General features: G+C 64.1%; 12 protein-coding genes. 10 read left to right on the top strand and 2 right to left on the bottom strand.

What is annotated here, in order from left to right; genetic code table 11:
• Positions 1–3: 3 nt before the first annotated feature.
• Both fliG and fliF read right to left on the bottom strand, forming a co-directional pair.
• On the bottom strand, positions 4–1002 hold the full coding sequence (fliG, locus tag FHP91_RS10220) for a flagellar motor switch protein FliG (protein WP_144309497.1): 999 nt from the start codon (positions 1000–1002) through the stop codon (positions 4–6).
• Positions 999–2684 carry a flagellar basal-body MS-ring/collar protein FliF gene (gene fliF / locus FHP91_RS10215; RefSeq protein WP_144309496.1) on the bottom strand — a complete coding sequence of 562 codons (1686 nt, stop codon included), beginning with the start codon at positions 2682–2684 and terminating at the stop codon, positions 999–1001. The genes fliG and fliF overlap by 4 nt, the downstream gene beginning before the upstream one ends.
• Before the next feature lie 172 nt (positions 2685–2856).
• On the opposite strand from fliF, the gene FHP91_RS10210 reads away from it, so the two are divergent.
• The 10 genes from FHP91_RS10210 (at position 2857) to FHP91_RS10165 (ending at position 16893) form a co-directional block, all read left to right on the top strand.
• Positions 2857–3984, top strand: a complete 1128-nt coding sequence (locus FHP91_RS10210; protein WP_144309495.1) for a sensor histidine kinase — start codon at positions 2857–2859, stop codon at positions 3982–3984.
• The gene (locus tag FHP91_RS10205; protein ID WP_144309494.1) at positions 3977–5341 is read left to right on the top strand and encodes a sigma-54-dependent transcriptional regulator; all 1365 of its coding nucleotides are present in this window, start codon (positions 3977–3979) and stop codon (positions 5339–5341) included. The genes FHP91_RS10210 and FHP91_RS10205 overlap by 8 nt, the downstream gene beginning before the upstream one ends.
• A gap of 68 nt (positions 5342–5409) precedes the next feature.
• Positions 5410–5733 carry a flagellar hook-basal body complex protein FliE gene (gene fliE, locus FHP91_RS10200; RefSeq protein ID WP_144178887.1) on the top strand — a complete coding sequence of 108 codons (324 nt, stop codon included), beginning with the start codon at positions 5410–5412 and terminating at the stop codon, positions 5731–5733.
• Positions 5734–6420: 687 nt separating this feature from the next.
• On the top strand, positions 6421–8841 hold the full coding sequence (locus FHP91_RS10195; protein WP_186301505.1) for an efflux RND transporter permease subunit: 2421 nt from the start codon (positions 6421–6423) through the stop codon (positions 8839–8841).
• Between the two features lie 47 nt (positions 8842–8888).
• Positions 8889–10259, top strand: a complete 1371-nt coding sequence (locus FHP91_RS10190; RefSeq protein ID WP_144309493.1) for a DUF1329 domain-containing protein — start codon at positions 8889–8891, stop codon at positions 10257–10259.
• Positions 10260–10276: 17 nt separating this feature from the next.
• Positions 10277–11248 (top strand): WD40/YVTN/BNR-like repeat-containing protein, encoded by a 972-nt coding sequence (locus FHP91_RS10185; RefSeq protein ID WP_186301504.1) that lies wholly within the window; start codon positions 10277–10279, stop codon positions 11246–11248.
• A 41-nt stretch (positions 11249–11289) separates the two neighbouring features.
• Positions 11290–13071 (top strand): DUF1302 family protein, encoded by a 1782-nt coding sequence (locus FHP91_RS10180; RefSeq protein WP_222105162.1) that lies wholly within the window; start codon positions 11290–11292, stop codon positions 13069–13071.
• Between the two features lie 72 nt (positions 13072–13143).
• Positions 13144–14523 carry a DUF1329 domain-containing protein gene (locus FHP91_RS10175; protein WP_144309491.1) on the top strand — a complete coding sequence of 460 codons (1380 nt, stop codon included), beginning with the start codon at positions 13144–13146 and terminating at the stop codon, positions 14521–14523.
• A 39-nt stretch (positions 14524–14562) separates the two neighbouring features.
• Entirely contained in the window at positions 14563–15744 is a 1182-nt protein-coding gene (locus tag FHP91_RS10170) for a thiolase family protein (protein WP_144309490.1), read from the top strand.
• A 12-nt stretch (positions 15745–15756) separates the two neighbouring features.
• Positions 15757–16893: an acyl-CoA dehydrogenase family protein gene (locus FHP91_RS10165; protein ID WP_144309489.1), complete on the top strand. Its 1137-nt coding sequence runs from the start codon at positions 15757–15759 to the stop codon at positions 16891–16893.
• The last annotated feature ends 3 nt before the right edge of the window (positions 16894–16896 follow it).

The raw sequence follows: 16896 nt of genomic DNA, 5'->3' as shown, positions 1-16896 counted from the left end.
CCGTTAAACGAAGGCATCGTCGCCGCCTTTGCCGCCGAGCATGATCTGGCCTTCCTCGGCCAGGCGACGCACGATCTTGAGGATTTCCTTTTGTTCGCCTTCGACTTCGGACAGGCGCACCGGGCCGCGCGATTCGAGGTCTTCGCGCAGCATTTCGGCCGCGCGCTGCGACATGTTCTTGAAGATCTTTTCGCGCAACTCGGCCTGGGCGCCCTTGAGTGCGACCACCAGCGAGTCGGACTGCACTTCGCGCAGCAAGGTCTGGATGCCGCGGTCGTCGATGTCCATCAGGTTGTCGAAGACGAACATCTCGTCGAGGATCTTCTGCGCCAGGTCCGGATCGTATTCGCGCACGTTGTCGATGATCGCCGTTTCAGCCGCGGCGCCCACAAAGTTGAGAATGTCGGCCGCGTGGCGCACGCCGCCCATGGCCGCCTTCTTGACGTTGGAGGCGCCCGACAGGGTGCGGGTGAGGGTGTCGTTGAGTTCCTTGAGCGCGGCCGGCTGCACACCGTCCAGCGTGGCGATACGCAGCAGCACGTCGTTGCGCAGGCGGTCGGAGAAGGCTTTCAGGATCTCGCCGGCCTGGTCGTTTTCCAGGTGCACCAAAATGGTGGCGATGATCTGCGGGTGCTCGTTCTTGATCAGGTCGGCCGCGGTGGCGGCGTCCATCCACTTGAGGCTTTCGATGCCGGCGGTGTCTGAGCCCTGAAGTACGCGCGAGATGATGTGCGCGGCGCGGTCGTCGCCCAGCGCCTTGGTGAGCATGGCGCGGATCTGCTCTTCGTCGGCCTCGACCGGCGAGCCTTGTTCGCAGTGCGTCTCGAGTTCGTCGAGCAGCGGCTCGACCTTGCTGCGCGGATGCGAGGGCAGCTTGGCCATGGCCATGCCGAGCTTCTGGACCTCCTTGGGACCGAGAAACTTGAGCACCTCGGCCGCTTCGTCCGAGCCGAGCGAGAGCAGCAGCAGGGCGCTTTTTTCCAAGCCTTCTTCGGGGCTCATTTGCGGGCCTCCTCGTTGACGCCCATCCAGTCCTTGATCAGGTTGGCGACGAGTTTCGGGTTGTTCTTGGCGGTTTCGCGTGCCTGCATCAGTTTGGCTTCATAGCTGTTTTTCTGCCGGGCCGACTCGGAGAGCGTCACCTCCTCACCTTCTTCATCGTAGGTCCTTTCGCCGGCCGCCGCGCCCGGTGTGGCGTCTTCTTCGTCGCCTGCCGGCAGTGGGGTGAGGGTCTTGAGCAGCGGCTTGATAACCCCGAACGCCACATAGGCGAGCACGGCAAGTACGATCAGGTAGCGAAGCGCCTGCTTGCCGATATCGATGATCTCGGGGTCTTTCCACAGCGGCAGCTCGGGCATCGTTTCGGTGATGCCGGCGGCAAACTCGGTGTTGGCCACGTTGAGGCTGTCACCGCGCTCGGCGTTGAAGCCCATGGCTTCGCGCACCAGGTTGTTGATGCGGGCGATCTCTTCGTCCGACAAGGGCGTCGTGGTCTCTTTGCCATTCTTGTCGGTGACGGTGCGGTGGTTGAGCACCACCGCGACCGACAGTCGGCGGATCGCACCGGTTGCGCGCTTGGTGTGCGAAATGGTCCGATCCACTTCGTAATTGGTCGTGTCGCTGGCGTTGCGGGTGAGGAAGTTGCCATCGGCTGCCGCGCCGGTGCCACCGACCGCCGGGTTGGTGATCGGCGCCGTGGCCGGCACGGGCGGCTGGTTGGTGAGCGCGCCAGGGACGCCTTTGGCGCCGGGGTCTCGGGTCAGCACTTCGCTGCTTTGCTGCGAGCGGATGGCTTGCTGCGGCGAGGGGTTGGGCTTGTAAGTTTCGTCGGTTTGCTCGACCCGGTTGAAGTCGACATCGGCGGTCACCTGAGCGCGGAAATTTCCCTTGCCGACCATCGGCTCGATGATCGTCTCGATTCGTCGTACATAGGTCGATTCCAGCTCTTCCACATAGCGCAGTTGGGTCGGGTCCAGGCCGGCGACACGCATCGGGTCATTCGAGTCGGTCAGCAGCTTGCCGGTTTCGTCGATGACGCTGACGCTCTCGTTGCTCATGTTGGGCACGCTGGAGGACACCAGATGCACGATACCGGCGACCTTGGCGCCATCCAGATTGCGCCCGGCGCGTAGATTGACGAAGACCGATGCGGTCGGCTTTTGCTGATCGCGCAAGAACGCGCTGCGCTTGGGAATGGCTAGATGCACCCGTGCGTTGGCCACCGAGCCGATCGCCTGAATGGTGCGTGCCAGTTCGCCTTCGAGCGCGCGCTGATAGTTCATCTGCTCATGAAATTGCGACACGCCGAGCTTCTGGTTCTCCATCAGCTCGAAGCCGACCATGCCGCCACGTGGCAAGCCCTGGGCGGCCAGTTGCAGGCGAATGTCGTGCACCCGGTCGCTGGGTACCATGATCGCGCCACCGCCCGGGGTGAACTTGTAGGGCACGTTCTGTTGTTGCAGCGAGGTCACGATGGCGCCGCCGTCGCGCTCTTCCAGATTGGAGAACAGCACGGCGTAGCTGGACGATTGGTTCCACAGCAACACGCCGACAACCAGCGCAATGGCCGCGGCCACGGCGGCCAGCAGCGCCATTTTCTGGCGCCCTGGCATGGCGCTGAAGTTTTCGAACGCTTGCTGTATCGGGGAGCCCGGTACGGTAGCGGCATTTTGTGCGGTGGCCATTGCTTCGGTCCTTCACGGAATCGCTTTGACGGATGAGACGCATTGTCTGCGCCAAGACGGAAAAGCTTAGGCAGAATAAGCGGCAGTTTTTGCCGCCTATTTGCCGCCTCTAAACACAAGGTCCACCCGTAGGCTTCGCACTGTGGAAAAGCGTCTACCTACCGAACCTGTCATGAACGAGACCGCCGCGCCGTCGCTCGACGCCGCCCAGCTGGCCGAAGCCTTTGCCCTGTTCAACCGCGCCTCAGCCGAGCTGACCGATGCCTATGCCGGTTTGCAGGGGCAGGTGGGGCAGCTCAATGAACGCCTGTCTGTCTTGATGGGTGCCTTGCCGGCGGGTGTGCTGGTGCTCGACCGTCAAGGCACCGTACTGCAAGCCAACCGCGCCGCGCGTGACTGGCTTGGCGAATCCATCGAGGGCATGGCCTGGAGCGCGCTCAGCCAGCGGCTGACGGCCACCGAAACCCCGGGCGAGCTGGAACTGGGCGAGGGCGAGGCGGCGCGTCGTATCGCCATCTCGTCCACGCATCTGGAGTCTGGCGAGGGCAGCATCGTGTTGATGAACGACGTCACCCACACTCACCGCATGCAGCGCGAAGCCGAGCGCAATGCGCGCCTGGCCGCCATGGGCGAGATGGTGGCCGGTCTGGCGCATCAGCTGCGCACGCCCTTGTCTGCCGCACTCTTGTATACCGCCACGCTGGGCAAAGGGCAGCTGCCAGAATCCGAGCGCGGCCGGATCGCCGACCGCGCCGTCGAACGCCTGCGCCACCTCGAACGCCTGATCCGCGACATGCTGCTGTTTGCCCGTGGCGACTGCCTGGGGCGCGAGCCGGTGCCCGTGTGTGCGCTCACCGAAGAGCTGACCCACACGCTGGAGCCCATCGCCCGTCAGCGCGAGATCGAATTTACGCACGCCTGCGAGTGCGGTACTACACGTCTGGTGGCCGACCGCAAGGCGCTGGCTGGTGCGCTCACCAATCTGCTTGAGAACGCGCTGCAATTTACCCCCGCCGGCGGCAGGGTGAGCCTGCGGGCCACACGCGATGCGGCGCAGGTAAGTTTTGTGGTCGAGGACTCCGGCGCCGGTATTTCCGCCGACCAGCAGCAGCGCTTGTTTGAGCCCTTTTTTACCACCCGCGCCGAAGGCACCGGTCTGGGCCTGGCCATTGCCCGCGGCGTTGCCCGCGCGCATGGTGGTGATATTGACCTGGTCTCCCGGCCCGGCGAGGGCACCCGATTCCGGCTGGTGGTCCCGCTGACCGCCGGCGATACCGCTGAAGAGAACGCCCATGAGTGAGCCCTTGAACCTCCTGCTGGTCGAAGACGACGCCGCCCTGCGCGATGCCGTCACGCTGATCCTCGAACTCGAAGGCCATGCCGTCACCGCTGTCGACGGCGGCCCTGCGGCGCTCGAAGCGCTCGGACGTGGCGTGTTCAACCTCGTCATCAGCGATCTCAAAATGGAGCCCATGGACGGCCTGACACTGCTCGGCGAAATTCGCGCGCGGCTGCCGCAGTTGCCGGTGATGCTGATGACCGCCTTCGGCGATGTCGAAAAAGCCGTGGCCGCCATGCAGGGCGGCGCCTGCGACTTCCTGCTCAAGCCCTTTGAACCCGATGTCTTGCACGCCCATGTGCGCCGCTATGCGGCCGCGCCGGTCAGCGACAGCGGCACCATCGCCGAAGACCCGCGCACCCGTGAACTGCTCAGTCTGGCCGCGCGGGTGGCCGAGACCGACGCGACCGTGATGCTCTCGGGCGAATCGGGTACAGGTAAGGAAGTCTTTGCCCGCTACATCCACAATCACTCTCCGCGCAAGGCCAAGCCCTTTGTGGCGATCAACTGCGCGGCGATCCCCGACAACCTGCTCGAGGCCACCCTGTTCGGCCACGAAAAGGGCGCCTTCACCGGCGCCCACAGCGCCCAGGCCGGCAAGTTTGAACAGGCCGACGGCGGCACCTTGCTGCTCGATGAAATCTCCGAAATGCCGCTCAGCCTGCAGGCCAAGCTGCTACGCGTGTTGCAGGAGCGCGAAGTCGAACGCGTCGGCGGCAAGAAGCCGGTTCACCTCGACCTGCGTGTACTCGCCACCAGCAACCGCGACATGGCCGCCGAAGTGGCCGCCGGGCGTTTCCGCGAAGACTTGTACTACCGGCTCAATGTTTTTCCCCTGCCCATTCCCGCGCTGCGCGAGCGGCCGGGCGACATCCTGCCGATGGCGCGACACTTTCTGTCGCGGCAAAGCGAGCGGTTGGGCAGCCAGGCGGTGATTGATGATGACGCGGCCGAGCTGATGCGCGCCCACCCGTGGCCGGGCAATGCCCGCGAACTCGACAACGCCATGCAGCGCGCCCTGATTCTGGCCACCGGCGGCGTGATTCGTGCCGACACGTTGCGCCTGTGCCTGGGCAGCAGTACGCCGCGACCGCCGGCAAGTGCTGCCGCCGAACCGGCAAGTTTTGCCGCTTTGGGCGCCTCTGCCGCGTCCGGTACCAGCAGCAACATGAAGGATCTGGAGCGCGATCACATTCTCGGTACGCTCAAGGCCATGGGCGGCTCGCGCAAGAAAGCCGTTGAAAAGCTTGGCATTTCGGAGCGCACCTTGCGCTACAAATTGCAGCAGTACCGGGAAGAGGGCTACCCTGTTGATTAAGGGCGTCGGCATGGCATGCGCCTTGCTGATAGGAAACCACCCATAGCGCAGGATTTGCTGGAACCACCATGGACACTCGCGGCATCGATCAAGTACTGAACGAACTGCGTGCCACCGCTCAGACGGCTGGCGGCAAGAGTGCGTCTGCGGCCACCGAAACGCCGGATGGCGTCAGCTTCAATGATGCGCTCCAGAACGCGTTGGCCGATGTCAGCGCTGCCCAGCAAGACGCCCAGACGATGGCCAAGTCCTTCTCGGCAGGCGACCCGAACGTCAATCTGCAGGAAGTGATGGTCAATTTGCAAAAAGCCAATCTCAGCTTCCAGCAGATGACTCAGGTGCGCAACCGCCTGGTGTCTGCCTATCAGGACATCATGAATATGCAGGTCTGACGGGGTTGAGCGAGGTTTTCAAGGCCTTCGCAAATTGCTAGAAATCGAAGGGGAAGCAAGAGGTATCTTGCTTCCCCTTTTTGCATCTTGGGCCGGTGAGCGAAGGGCGTGTTCGCTGGCAAAGTCCATGCGCCATGCCTCGTTGCGTCTTGAAGCTGCCAGCAGGGGCAGGATTTTTACAGCGTGTGCGAACGGAGGCGTTCAGCTCGCGCTGGCGCGGATTCCTCTTCCTGAGATCGGCGTCCGGGACGTTGCTTTGCCGCATCTCGTGGATGCGCCGACAGGCGAAATGGCGCCGTTGATGTCTTGTGCCGGCGAGCCATCATGGCATCCATGGCGTTGCACCTGACACGCCGTTTGTAGCGCCGCGTCGGTGAAGCCAGCGTGGCGGTGCGGCATCGCGTACCGCTGAAACCCGATGGTTCGCCGTGCGGCCAATCCACGCTTTCCCATGTCCTTCATTCTTCGCCGTGGCGGACCCCGCTGCCAATCCGATGGTTCGGCCGCAGGGGGCGCAGGTCTGTTCCCCGGTCAGGAAAATACCTACCCGAATACCTCCTTCGGACTATGACCGCGTTCTCCGGGATTCCTATTGTCGACGCTAACAAAAAGCGGCGGCCCATCAGTGTGTGTGATGCATGACGAAGGGGCCAGCCGTTCCGGCAGACGGTGACTGGAGACATATTCTTGGAGACGATCCGACACAAGGTAGCGCGGATTGCGGTGCGCAATGGCTGGCGCACCATCGGTGCTGCGTTGCTCATATCGCTGGTGTTCGGTTACGGCTTGTTCCGTGTCGAGGCGAGAACCATTTTTTCGGATCTCTTTCCTCGCACGCATCCCTTCGTTCAGGCCTACATCGACCATCCCAACTTCGGCAACCCGCTGACCGTGACCATCATGGTGAAGCGCACCGACGGGCAGGACATCTACAGCGCCGAGACGATGGCGAAGATCAATGCGATCTCGCGAGACATCGACCTGGTGCCAGGGGTTGATCACGACCAGATCGTGTCGATCGCGACCGCCAAGGCGCGCTACACGACGCTGACGGCTGAGGGGATCTATTCCAATCCGATCATGGACGACACGCCGCCCACGACCCGGACGGAGTTGGCGGAGATTCGCCGCAGGGTCAGTGAGTCGCCCTTTGCGCGCACCTTTCTGGTGTCGGCGGATGGCGCCGCTGCGCTCATCAATGCGACCTTCATCGAGCGCCTTGTCGATTACGGCACGGTTTTCGATCAGGTGCAGGCGCTGGTCACAAAGCACAGCGACGCCCAGCATGAAATCCATGTCGCGGGCTGGCCGACGCTGACCGGCTGGGTCTATCACTTCGGTGGTGACACGGCGATGATCTTCGCTGTCACGCTGGGTTTGATGTTCCTGTGCCTGTTGCTGGTGATGCGCAATACCGCGGGCGTAGTGACGCCGGTCATCGTGAGCGCGATTTCTGCCGTGTGGGGCTTCGGCTTTGTGGGCTGGATCGGGCATCCGGTCGAGCCTTTGCTGATGGTGGTGCCGCTATTGTTGATCGCGCGCTCCTTCAGCCATTCGGTGCAGGCGACCGAACGCTACTACGAGCTGTTGCGCGAATGTGGCGACAAACGCAAGGCGGCCGAAATGTCGCTGGCCGTGATGGTGGCGCCTGGCACGCTGGGCATCTTCACCGACGCTTGCGGGCTGTTGCTGGTGGGCCTGGCGCCGATCCCGGCGATGGAGCGCTTCGCCATGTTTACCGGCTTCTGGGCCTTGATGCTGGTGCCCACCAGCGTGATCCTTACCCCGGTGCTGCTGAGCCTGCTGCCGACGCCCAAGAACCTGGACAAGCTGGTGGGCTCTTCCAAGGATGCGGGCATCGTCCATCGCTTGCTTGAAACCGCGTTAGGCCAGCTGGCGCGGCTGAGCACGGGGCGCATGGCCAGGCTGTCGGCGATTGTCTTCGCGTTGGTCGCGGTTGTCGCGCTGGCCCTCATGACGAAGATCCAGGTGGGGAATCCGGTCGAGGGCAGCAACCTGCTGCGTGAGGACTCGGCCTTCAATACCGCGGTGCGCGACATCAATGCCCACTTTCCCGGGGTGATGTCGCTGGAGGTGATCTTCGAGGGCAAGGAAGGGCGCATCGTGCGTCAGGCCGACACGCTTATCGCCATGCGCGCGCTGCAGCGCTGCCTGGAGCGCCAGCCCCATCCGCCCACCGCGACCTTGTCGTTCGCCGACTATGCGCCGGAGGCCAACCGGCTGTTCAACGGTGGCAATCCCAAGTGGATGCCGCTGGATCGCGACGACGCTGCCGTGTCGGCCGCCGCCAATGCGCTGATGATGGGCACCAGCCCCAAGGCCTTCCTGCATGTGGCTGATTTCGAGCAGAAGAACGCCACGGTCTCGCTCTGGTACCGCAACAACAAGCAGGCGACGGTCGATGCGGCACTGGCCGACGCGCGCCAGTGCATCGCTACGGTGGGGCCGGAACATGACACTTTCCGCATTCGCCTCGCTTCGGGCTCGATCGCGCTGCAGCAGTCGATCAATGACACCGTCGATACCTACCAGTGGTACATCCTCGCCGGCCTGAACCTGGTCATCGGCATCGGCTGTTCTCTGGCGTATCGCTCGGTAGCGGCGGCGTTGGTGTTGCTGGTGCCGGTGAATCTGGCCAATGCCATGCTCACCGCCTACATGGTGCTGATGGGCATGGGGCTGGATGTGAATAGCCTGCCGATTCTCGCCATCGGCATTGGTGTCGGCATCGACTACGGCATCTACATGGTCAGCCGCATCTGCGAGGAGTTCAAGGATGCCAAGCACATGGGCGATGCCATCACGGCGGCGCTGCTCACCTGTGGCAAGGCGATTCTCTTCACCGCGCTGTTGATGACCATCGGCATCCTGCCCTGGTACGTGCTCTCGGAGCTCAAGTTCCTCTCTGATATGGGCCTGCTGTTGATCGTGGTGATGACCATCAACATGATCCTGGCACTACTGCTGGTGCCACTGCTGATCTATCTCTTCCGGCCGCGTTTCGTCTCGGCCGAACATCACGCCTTGTCCGAATCGTTGGACGACACGATGGTGCCGGGCTCGGCCACGGCGTCGTCGAGCCTGTGATGGCTTTTTCTCGCGCACACAAAAACACCGAACCAGGAGACCACATCATGCATATCCGGAAATACGACTTCGACTTCGCCCGTCGCGCCTTTCTCGGCAAGGCTGGCGCCCTGGTCGGCGCAGGGGTTCTCACGCCGCTGTGGCCGCTGATCGCCCGCGCTGGGGACATCACCAAGGCCTATCCAGAGGAGTTGCTTTCGATTGAGGCCTACACCAAGGGAAAGATCAACACCGGGGACGTGATCACTGCCGAGAACGTCGAGGCGGTCAAGGATCTGCTCACGCCGATTGCCTATCAGGAGGTCAAGGAGATGGGCCGGCGCATCAAGATCGTGCCCACCACCCGCGACATTACCCGTCTGTTCCCGGCCGACTATCTCGAGGCGACCTTGCGCAACAACGGTCAGGCGATCCTCGACAAGGATGGCAACGTGCTCACCAAGGACGGCAAGCCGTGGATTGGTGGCAACCCCTTCCCGGAGGCCAAGACCGGTATCGAGGCCTTTGCCAACATCACCATGAGCTGGGGGCGGCACAACAATGCGCTGTACGCCATTCGCGACTGGGATATCGGCCCGGATGGCGAGATCGGTTACCAGTACGACTTTGCCTGGGTCGAGGAAAACACCATCGGCCGGGTGGGTGTGGAGAGTCCGTATCTGGCCGGTCATGAAGACAAGCTGCGCTACCAGACCGTGTTGTTTACCGGTCCCAACGACGTCAAGGGCACGGCCTATCTGAGTACCTGGTACGGCGATCAGCGCAAATTTCCCGAGCTGGTCGGCTATATCCCGGCCTTCAAGCGGGTACGCAAGTTCCCCACCAACCAGCGCTTTGAACCGTTGGTGGCCGGCATCACCGTGTATCTGTCCGATGCCTGGGCGGCGGGCGATCCCATGCTCACCTGGGGCAATTTCAAACTCGTCGAGCGCCGGCCCATGCTCGCCGCGGTCTCCGAGAACTGGCATCCGGAGCACCCCAACTGGGAGCCACCGGTGCATGGTGGGGCGGCCGGCAAGACCTTCTCCGATACCTGCATGGAGCTGTGCCCCGAGGTGCTCATCGTCGAGGCAGAGCCGATCGGCTATCCGCGGGCGCCGGTGGGCAAAAAGCGGGTGTTTATCGACGCCCGCAACATGATCTACATCGGTTGCCATACCTACGATCGCCGCGGCGAGTTGTTCAAGAGTTTCGAGCCCGCCTACAGCCTGTACGAGAAAGGCGACCAGCGCGACATGACCGGCAATCACACGACCTGGACATGGACCGGTGTCCATAGCCACGACGTGCAAACCAACCGCATGTCGCGTTTCAACCAGGTCAAGTCCATCGTCGGGGGCATCTCCTCGGGGCGCAATATCGACGGGCTGTATGAGAAGTACATGACGCCGCAGGCCATCCGGCGCCTTGGCGCCTGAGCGGGCAGGGCATGTCCATGAGTCTGCGCCGTCACGCCCATCGTCTCGCCCTCGTGTTCGTGGCTGCGCTCTGCGGCCCGGCGCTTGGCGGCGAGATGCCTCCCCCGGATACCGTCTTCAACGGTGTCGCTCATGACACCTTGTATGCGCTCGGCGGCGAGGGACGCGAGCTGATCGCCGTCGGTGATTTCGGCATGGTCGTCCACAGCGATGACGGCGGTGACACCTGGCAGCGTCAGGGCAAACCGCCCACTGATGTTGCCTTGCTCGCGGTCACTCGCAAGGCCGGTCATTGCATTGCCAGCGGTCAGCAGGGCGTCATCGTGTATGCCGCCGATTGTCAGCATTGGCAGCGCGCCGAGGTGCCAACCGATGCGCGTCTGCTTGCTGTCGATGTCAATGCTGTCGGCACCGGTTATGCGGTGGGCGGCTTCGGCACGGTGTTGCAGACCCGGGACTGGGGCAAGACATGGACGGCGCTCACACTGGATTGGGAGGCGCTGACCGGCGACTGGGCGGAGCCGCATCTCTACGACGTTCATGTGGATGCCCGCGGCGAGGTGACGCTGGTAGGTGAGTTCGAGTTGGTCATCCGGTCGCGTGACGGCGGGGCGAACTGGCAGACCCTGCACAAGGGGCGCCGGTCCTTGTTTGGCCTTGCGATGACCGATGACGGACGCCTCTACGCGGTCGGTCAAGAGGGCGTGATCTTGCGATCCACCGACGATGGCGCGAGCTGGACAGAGCTTCCCAGCGGCACGGCGGCGATCCTGACAAGCGTGTGGGCGCGGCCGGGCGGCCGTGTCGTCGCGGCTGGCATCTACACCATTTTGTACTCCGACAACGGTGGCAACAGTTGGCGCGCCGACACGTCGGCACCGGCCCGCATCGGCTGGCATCTGGCTGTGACCGGATTCCAGCGCGAGAACGACGCTCGCCGGGTGCTCGTCGTTGGCTCGGGCGGCACGATTCTTTCGATTCAGCGTTAGACACGCACGACACCAAAAGTACGTACAGAGGAGGCTCCAAAGTGAAAACCAGAATAGTGGCAACAAGCGCGATGGCGGCAGCATGCCTGTCGGGCACCGGGACAGCACTGGCCGCCGATTGGTCGGCATCGGGTTTCATTCGCCAGGAAGTGGCGGTCAAGACCTCGGGCGACAGCAACATCAACAACCAGCAGGGCAATACCTACAATGGCGTTACCGTCGCCAATACCGGCCTCTTCGGTGGCAACATCACGCGGCCCGACTCGCATACCAAGGACAATACTTTCAACCTTTTTCAAACCCGTTTCGAGTTGAATGTCGATGGTCGGCTCTCGGACAACTGGTCGGCGCACTTCAAACTGCGCGGCATTGCCGACGAGATCGGCCGGGTCGAAGACGCGTTCGACAATCGCAACACCTTCGAGCAGGAGTTTTACGCCACCACCAAGGCCACGCCACTGGAAGCCAACGGCAAGGACTGGATGCTGGACCTCCCGGTGGCTTATGCCGACTACAGCAGCGGCCCACTGTGGCTGCGCTTTGGCAATCAGCAAATTGCCTGGGGTGAGGCGCTGTTTTTCCGCGTTGCCGACGTGCCCAATGGCCTCGATCTGCGGCGCCATTCGGTGCTTGGCGTGGCCGCGGAAGAATATTCTGACTCGCGCGTGCCGTCACTGGGCATTCGCGGCAGCTACCGGGTGACCGATGACTGGGAAGTCGAAGGCTTTGCACAGAAGTTTCAGGCCTCGGTCGTGCCTGGGGCGAACTCGCCCTACAACCCGATTCCGGCGCAGTTCACCATTCAGGAGCGGCCAGGCTTCGACGACGCCCGCAACAAGTGGAATTTCGGCGCACGTTTGAAGGGCAAGGTTGGCGACTTCGATGTCCATGCGTTTGCGGTCCGTCGCAACAATCCCGACGGCGTCTATAAGTGGACACTGGCCAATGGTGCCGGCACCTTGGCGGGTTCAGCCTTTCAGGGTGGCACCAACACGGGCGTGTTCAGCGCGGCCGAATGGTATAGCTACGCCGCCGCCACCCGGCTCGATGGCCTCGGTGCGCTGGAGACCGCGCTCAATGAATTTCCGGGGACGGTCGGCCTGGGTGCCAACGCGGTCGCCGCCGGCTGTGGAGCACCGTCTTCTGCGGTGGGAGCAATCCGGGTGGACAAGGCCTCGGGCGGGTGCATTCTCGATACCTTCTTTACTACCGGCAGCCTGCGCGGTCACCTGGTGCGCGAGTTCCCTCGCGAAACCGTGCTCGGCTTCGGTATCAATCACGTGTTCGAGGGCGAGCCGGATTCGCTCATGGATCAGTTGATCGGCCGCTTTGAGCTGTCCTATACGCCGAACAAGAAATTCACCAATCCGACGTTATCGCGTCACTACATTGAGAAAGACGAGACCCAGTTCGCCTTTATTGCCGAGAAATATCACAAGTTCAGCAATTCGGTGCCTGCCACCTACATGGTGGCCCAGTGGTTGCACAAGTCGGCCAGCGATTTGTTTGGCCGATCGCTGGTGGGCGTGAACAACGTCGCCGGTGAGCGCCCGAACGGGCAGAGCGGCGGATTCAATGCCGTGGCTTTCGCGCTTCAACAACCTTCGCCAACCCTGGCCTGGCGCTTCGACATGACCGTGCTCACCGATCTGAAAGGCGGCTGGTTGTTCCAGCCCGGCGTGAAGTGGAAGCCAAATCAGGATTTCCAGCTCGATGTCTACGCCAATGTCCTCAAGAGCTACGGCGCCCAGGACAACCGTAATTTCGCCCAGGGGCTTGAGTACGCCAACGAAGTGTTCGCCCGCGCCACGATCTCCTTCTGAGCGGGTCACCGCTCTTTGCCGGCGTCACACGCGATGTGATGCCGGGTTTATTCCCAGCTATGGATTCATGCGATGAGTATCAGCGGATGCCGCGGTCGGGCGCATGCCCGTCGAAGCTTTTTGGCGAACTCTGCCAGGGGGCTGCTGCGTGCCGGGGTGTTCGGTTCGGCGTGGTCGGCACTTTGGCGCACCGGCTCGATCGCCGCCGCCTATCCTGATGAGCTCGTGTCGATCGACGAGTACACCCGCGGCAAGCTCTCGTCCGGGGATGTTATCGATCGCGACAACGTGGGCCTGGTGAAGGACTTGCTGGACCCGGTGCGCTATCACCAGATCGCCACTCAGGGGCGGCGCCTTTCGCTGGCGCCGACCACCACCGATCTGTTCAAGCTCAATCCCCCCGACTATCTCGAAGCAAGCTTGCGCCATCGCGGCCAGGCCCGCTTCGATGCCAGCGGCAATGTCGTCACCCGTGACGGCACGCCGTGGATTGGCGGCAACCCTTTCCCCGAGCCGACGTCCGCCCTTGAGGTGTTTGCCGCTCACACGCTGAGCTGGGGCCGTCACGATGCCGCGCTGTATGTGAGCCGCGAATACGACCTGGACGCCGACGGTACCGTGCTCTACCAGTACGCCAGCGGCTGGGCTGAGATGGCCACCGTGGCCCGCGCCAGCCTCGACCCCCATCCCTACCTGCCGGGGCTGGAAGACACCCTGCGCCTGCAGTCGGTGTTTTTCGTCGAACCGGGCGATATCCAGGGCACGGCGTATCTGAGCATCTGGCCCTACGACCAGTCTCGCTTTCCGGAGCTCTACGGCTACCTGCCGGCCTTCAAGCGGGTACGCCGCTTTCCCACCAACCAGCGCTTCGAGCCCCTCAATCCGGGCTCCGAGCTGTATCTCTCCGACGCCTGGGCGGCGGGCGACCCCTTCCTCACCTGGGGCAACTACCGGGTGGTGGGGCGCGGGCCGTTCCTCGGCGCGGTGTCCGGCGGCTGGGATGCGCGCCATCCCAACTGGGAACACCGCACCCATGGCGGCCCGAAGGACAACCGCTTCTGGGACACCACGGTTGAGCTGGTGCCCGAGGTGATCGTGATCGATGCGGAGCCCACCGGCTATCCGCGCGCGCCGGTCAGCCGCAAGCGGGTGTGGTTCGACGCCCGCACCCTGCTGCCGCTGGCCATGACCTCCTACGACCGCCGTGGCGAGCCCTTTCGCTTCTTCGACGGCGCCTATTCGGTGTACGAGGACGGCGATGCGCGGGTAATGGATGGCCGCCATCCCTACTGGTCCTGGTCCACCGTGCATGCCTGCAATGTGCAGACCGGGCGCATGACGCGCATCGAGCAGGTGCGCACGCTGCCCGGGGGCGAGCACATGCGGGTGAACGATGCGGCCATCCTCGAGCGCTACCTGACCACCGCCGCCATCCAGCGCCTGGGGCGCTGAGCGTGGCTTTCAACCAAGACCTTCCCTAGCGAGAACCCCATGTCCGATTCCTCCATCGTCATCCTCGGCGCCCGACGCACGCCGATCGGCGCCTTCCAGGGGGCCCTGTCCGGGCTCACCGCCCCGCAACTCGGCGCCACCGCCATCGCCGCCGCCCTCGATCAATCCGGCCTCGCCGGCAGCGATATCGACGAGGCCGTGATGGGCTGCTGCCTGTTCGGTGGCCTCAAGCAGGCGCCCGCGCGCCAGGCGGTGCTCGGCGCCGGCCTGCCGGCCTCGGTACCGTGTTCCACCGTGAGCAAGATGTGCGGCTCGGGCATGAAGGCGGCCCTGCAGGTACACGACGCCATCCTCGCCGGGCATGCGAACTTTGGCGTTGCAGGCGGCATGGAGTCCATGAGCAACGCGCCCTATCTGCTGAGCAAAGCCCGGGCCGGCTACCGCCTCGGCCATGGTCAGGTGCTCGACCACATGTTCCATGACGGTCTGGAGGACGCCTACGAAGGCCAGCTCATGGGCCATTACGCCGATCTGGTCGCCGAGGCCGCCGGCATCGGCCGCGACCGCCAGGACGCCTACGCTGCCGAGTCGGTGCGCCGGGCGCAGACCGCCATCATCGAGGGCGATTTCGTCGACGAGATCGCGCCGGTGCGCATCCGTGGTCGCAAGGGCGACACCTCCATCGACACCGACGAAACGCCGGGCCGCTGCGATCTGGCCAAGATCGCCAGCGTGAAGCCGGCCTTCCGCGCTGGCGGCACGGTCACCGCCGCCAATGCCTCGTCCATCTCCGACGGCGCCGCCGCCCTGGTGCTGGCGAACGAGGCCGCCGCCCGCCGTCGGGGCCTCGCGCCCATCGCCCGCATCGTTGCCAGCGCCGGGTTCGCCGCCGCGCCTGGGGAATTCCCCACCGCCCCCATCCCCGCCATCGAGCGGGTGCTCGCGAAAGCGGGCTGGTCGATAGGGGAGGTGGACCTGTTCGAGATCAACGAAGCCTTCGCCGTGGTGACCCTGCTGGCCATGGACGCGCTGGACCTGCCGGCGCAGAAGGTGAACGTGCTCGGCGGCGCCTGTGCCATGGGCCATCCCATTGGCGCCACCGGCGCGCGCCTGCTGGTCACGCTCATCCATGCGCTGCGCCGGCGCGGCCTCAAGCGCGGCGTGGCTGCCCTGTGTATCGGCGGCGGCGAAGCCACCGCCATGGCCATCGAGATTCCCTGAGGGAGACACACCATGTTGTTGAACGAAGAACAGGACATGCTGCGCGAGATGTTGCGCCGCTATGCCTCCGCCGAACTGGTGCCCAACGCCGACCGCTGGGAGCGCGAGCATCACTTCCCGCGCGAGGCACTCGCCGAACTGGGTGAGCTGGGCGTGCTCGGCATGACCGTGCCCGAGGCCTGGGGTGGCGCCGGGCTGGACTACCTGTCGCTGGTGGTGGCGGTGGAGGAGATCGCCGCCGGCCATGGGGCGCTGTCGAGCATCGTGTGCGTGCAAAATTCGCTCGCCTGCGGCATTCCGCTGGCCTTTGGCTCCGAGGCGCAGAAGGACCGCTACCTGCGCAAGCTCGCCAGTGGCGAGTGGCTGGGCTGCTTCTGCCTCTCCGAGCCCCATGTGGGGTCGGACGCCTCCGCCATCCGCACCACCGCCACGCGTGACGGCGATCATTGGGTCATCAAGGGCAACAAGCAGTTCATCACCACCGGCAGCCATGCCGATGTGGCCATCGTGTTCGCGGTCACCGACCCGGCCGCCGGCAAGAAGGGGCTCTCGTGCTTTCTTGTGCCCACCGACACGCCGGGCTACGTGGTCGCCCGCATCGAGGAGAAGATGGGCCAGCATGCCTCGGACACGGCGCAGATTCTTTTTGACGACTGCCGGGTGCCGGCCGATGCCCTGATTGGCGCCGAGGGCGACGGCTACCGCATCGCCCTGGCCAATCTGGAAGCCGGGCGTATCGGCATCGGTGCCCAAGCGGTGGGCATGGCCCGCGCCGCGCACGAGGCGGCAATCCGCTACGCCCATGAGCGCGAGGCCTTCGGCGTGCCCATCGTCGAGCATCAGGCGGTGTTGTTCCGCCTCGCCGACATGGCCACCCAACTCGAAGCGGCGCGCCAGCTGGTGTGGCATGCGGCCAGCCTCAAGGACGCCGGCCAGCCCTGCCTGAAGGAGGCATCCATGGCCAAGCTGTTCGCCTCCGAGATGGCCGAGCAGGTGGCCTCGGCGGCAGTCCAGGTGCACGGCGGCTATGGTTACACCACTGACTTTCCGGTGGAGCGCATTTATCGTGATGTGCGCGCCACCCAGATCTACGAAGGCACCAGCGACATCCAGCGCCTGGTGATCGGCCGCGCGGTGACGCGGGCCTGAGGG

Source organism: Denitromonas halophila (assembly GCF_007625155.1).
Taxonomy (GTDB): domain Bacteria; phylum Pseudomonadota; class Gammaproteobacteria; order Burkholderiales; family Rhodocyclaceae; genus Nitrogeniibacter; species Nitrogeniibacter halophilus.
The sequence above is the reverse complement of the archived record's forward strand: the minus strand, read 5'-3'. Positions and strand labels throughout refer to the sequence as shown.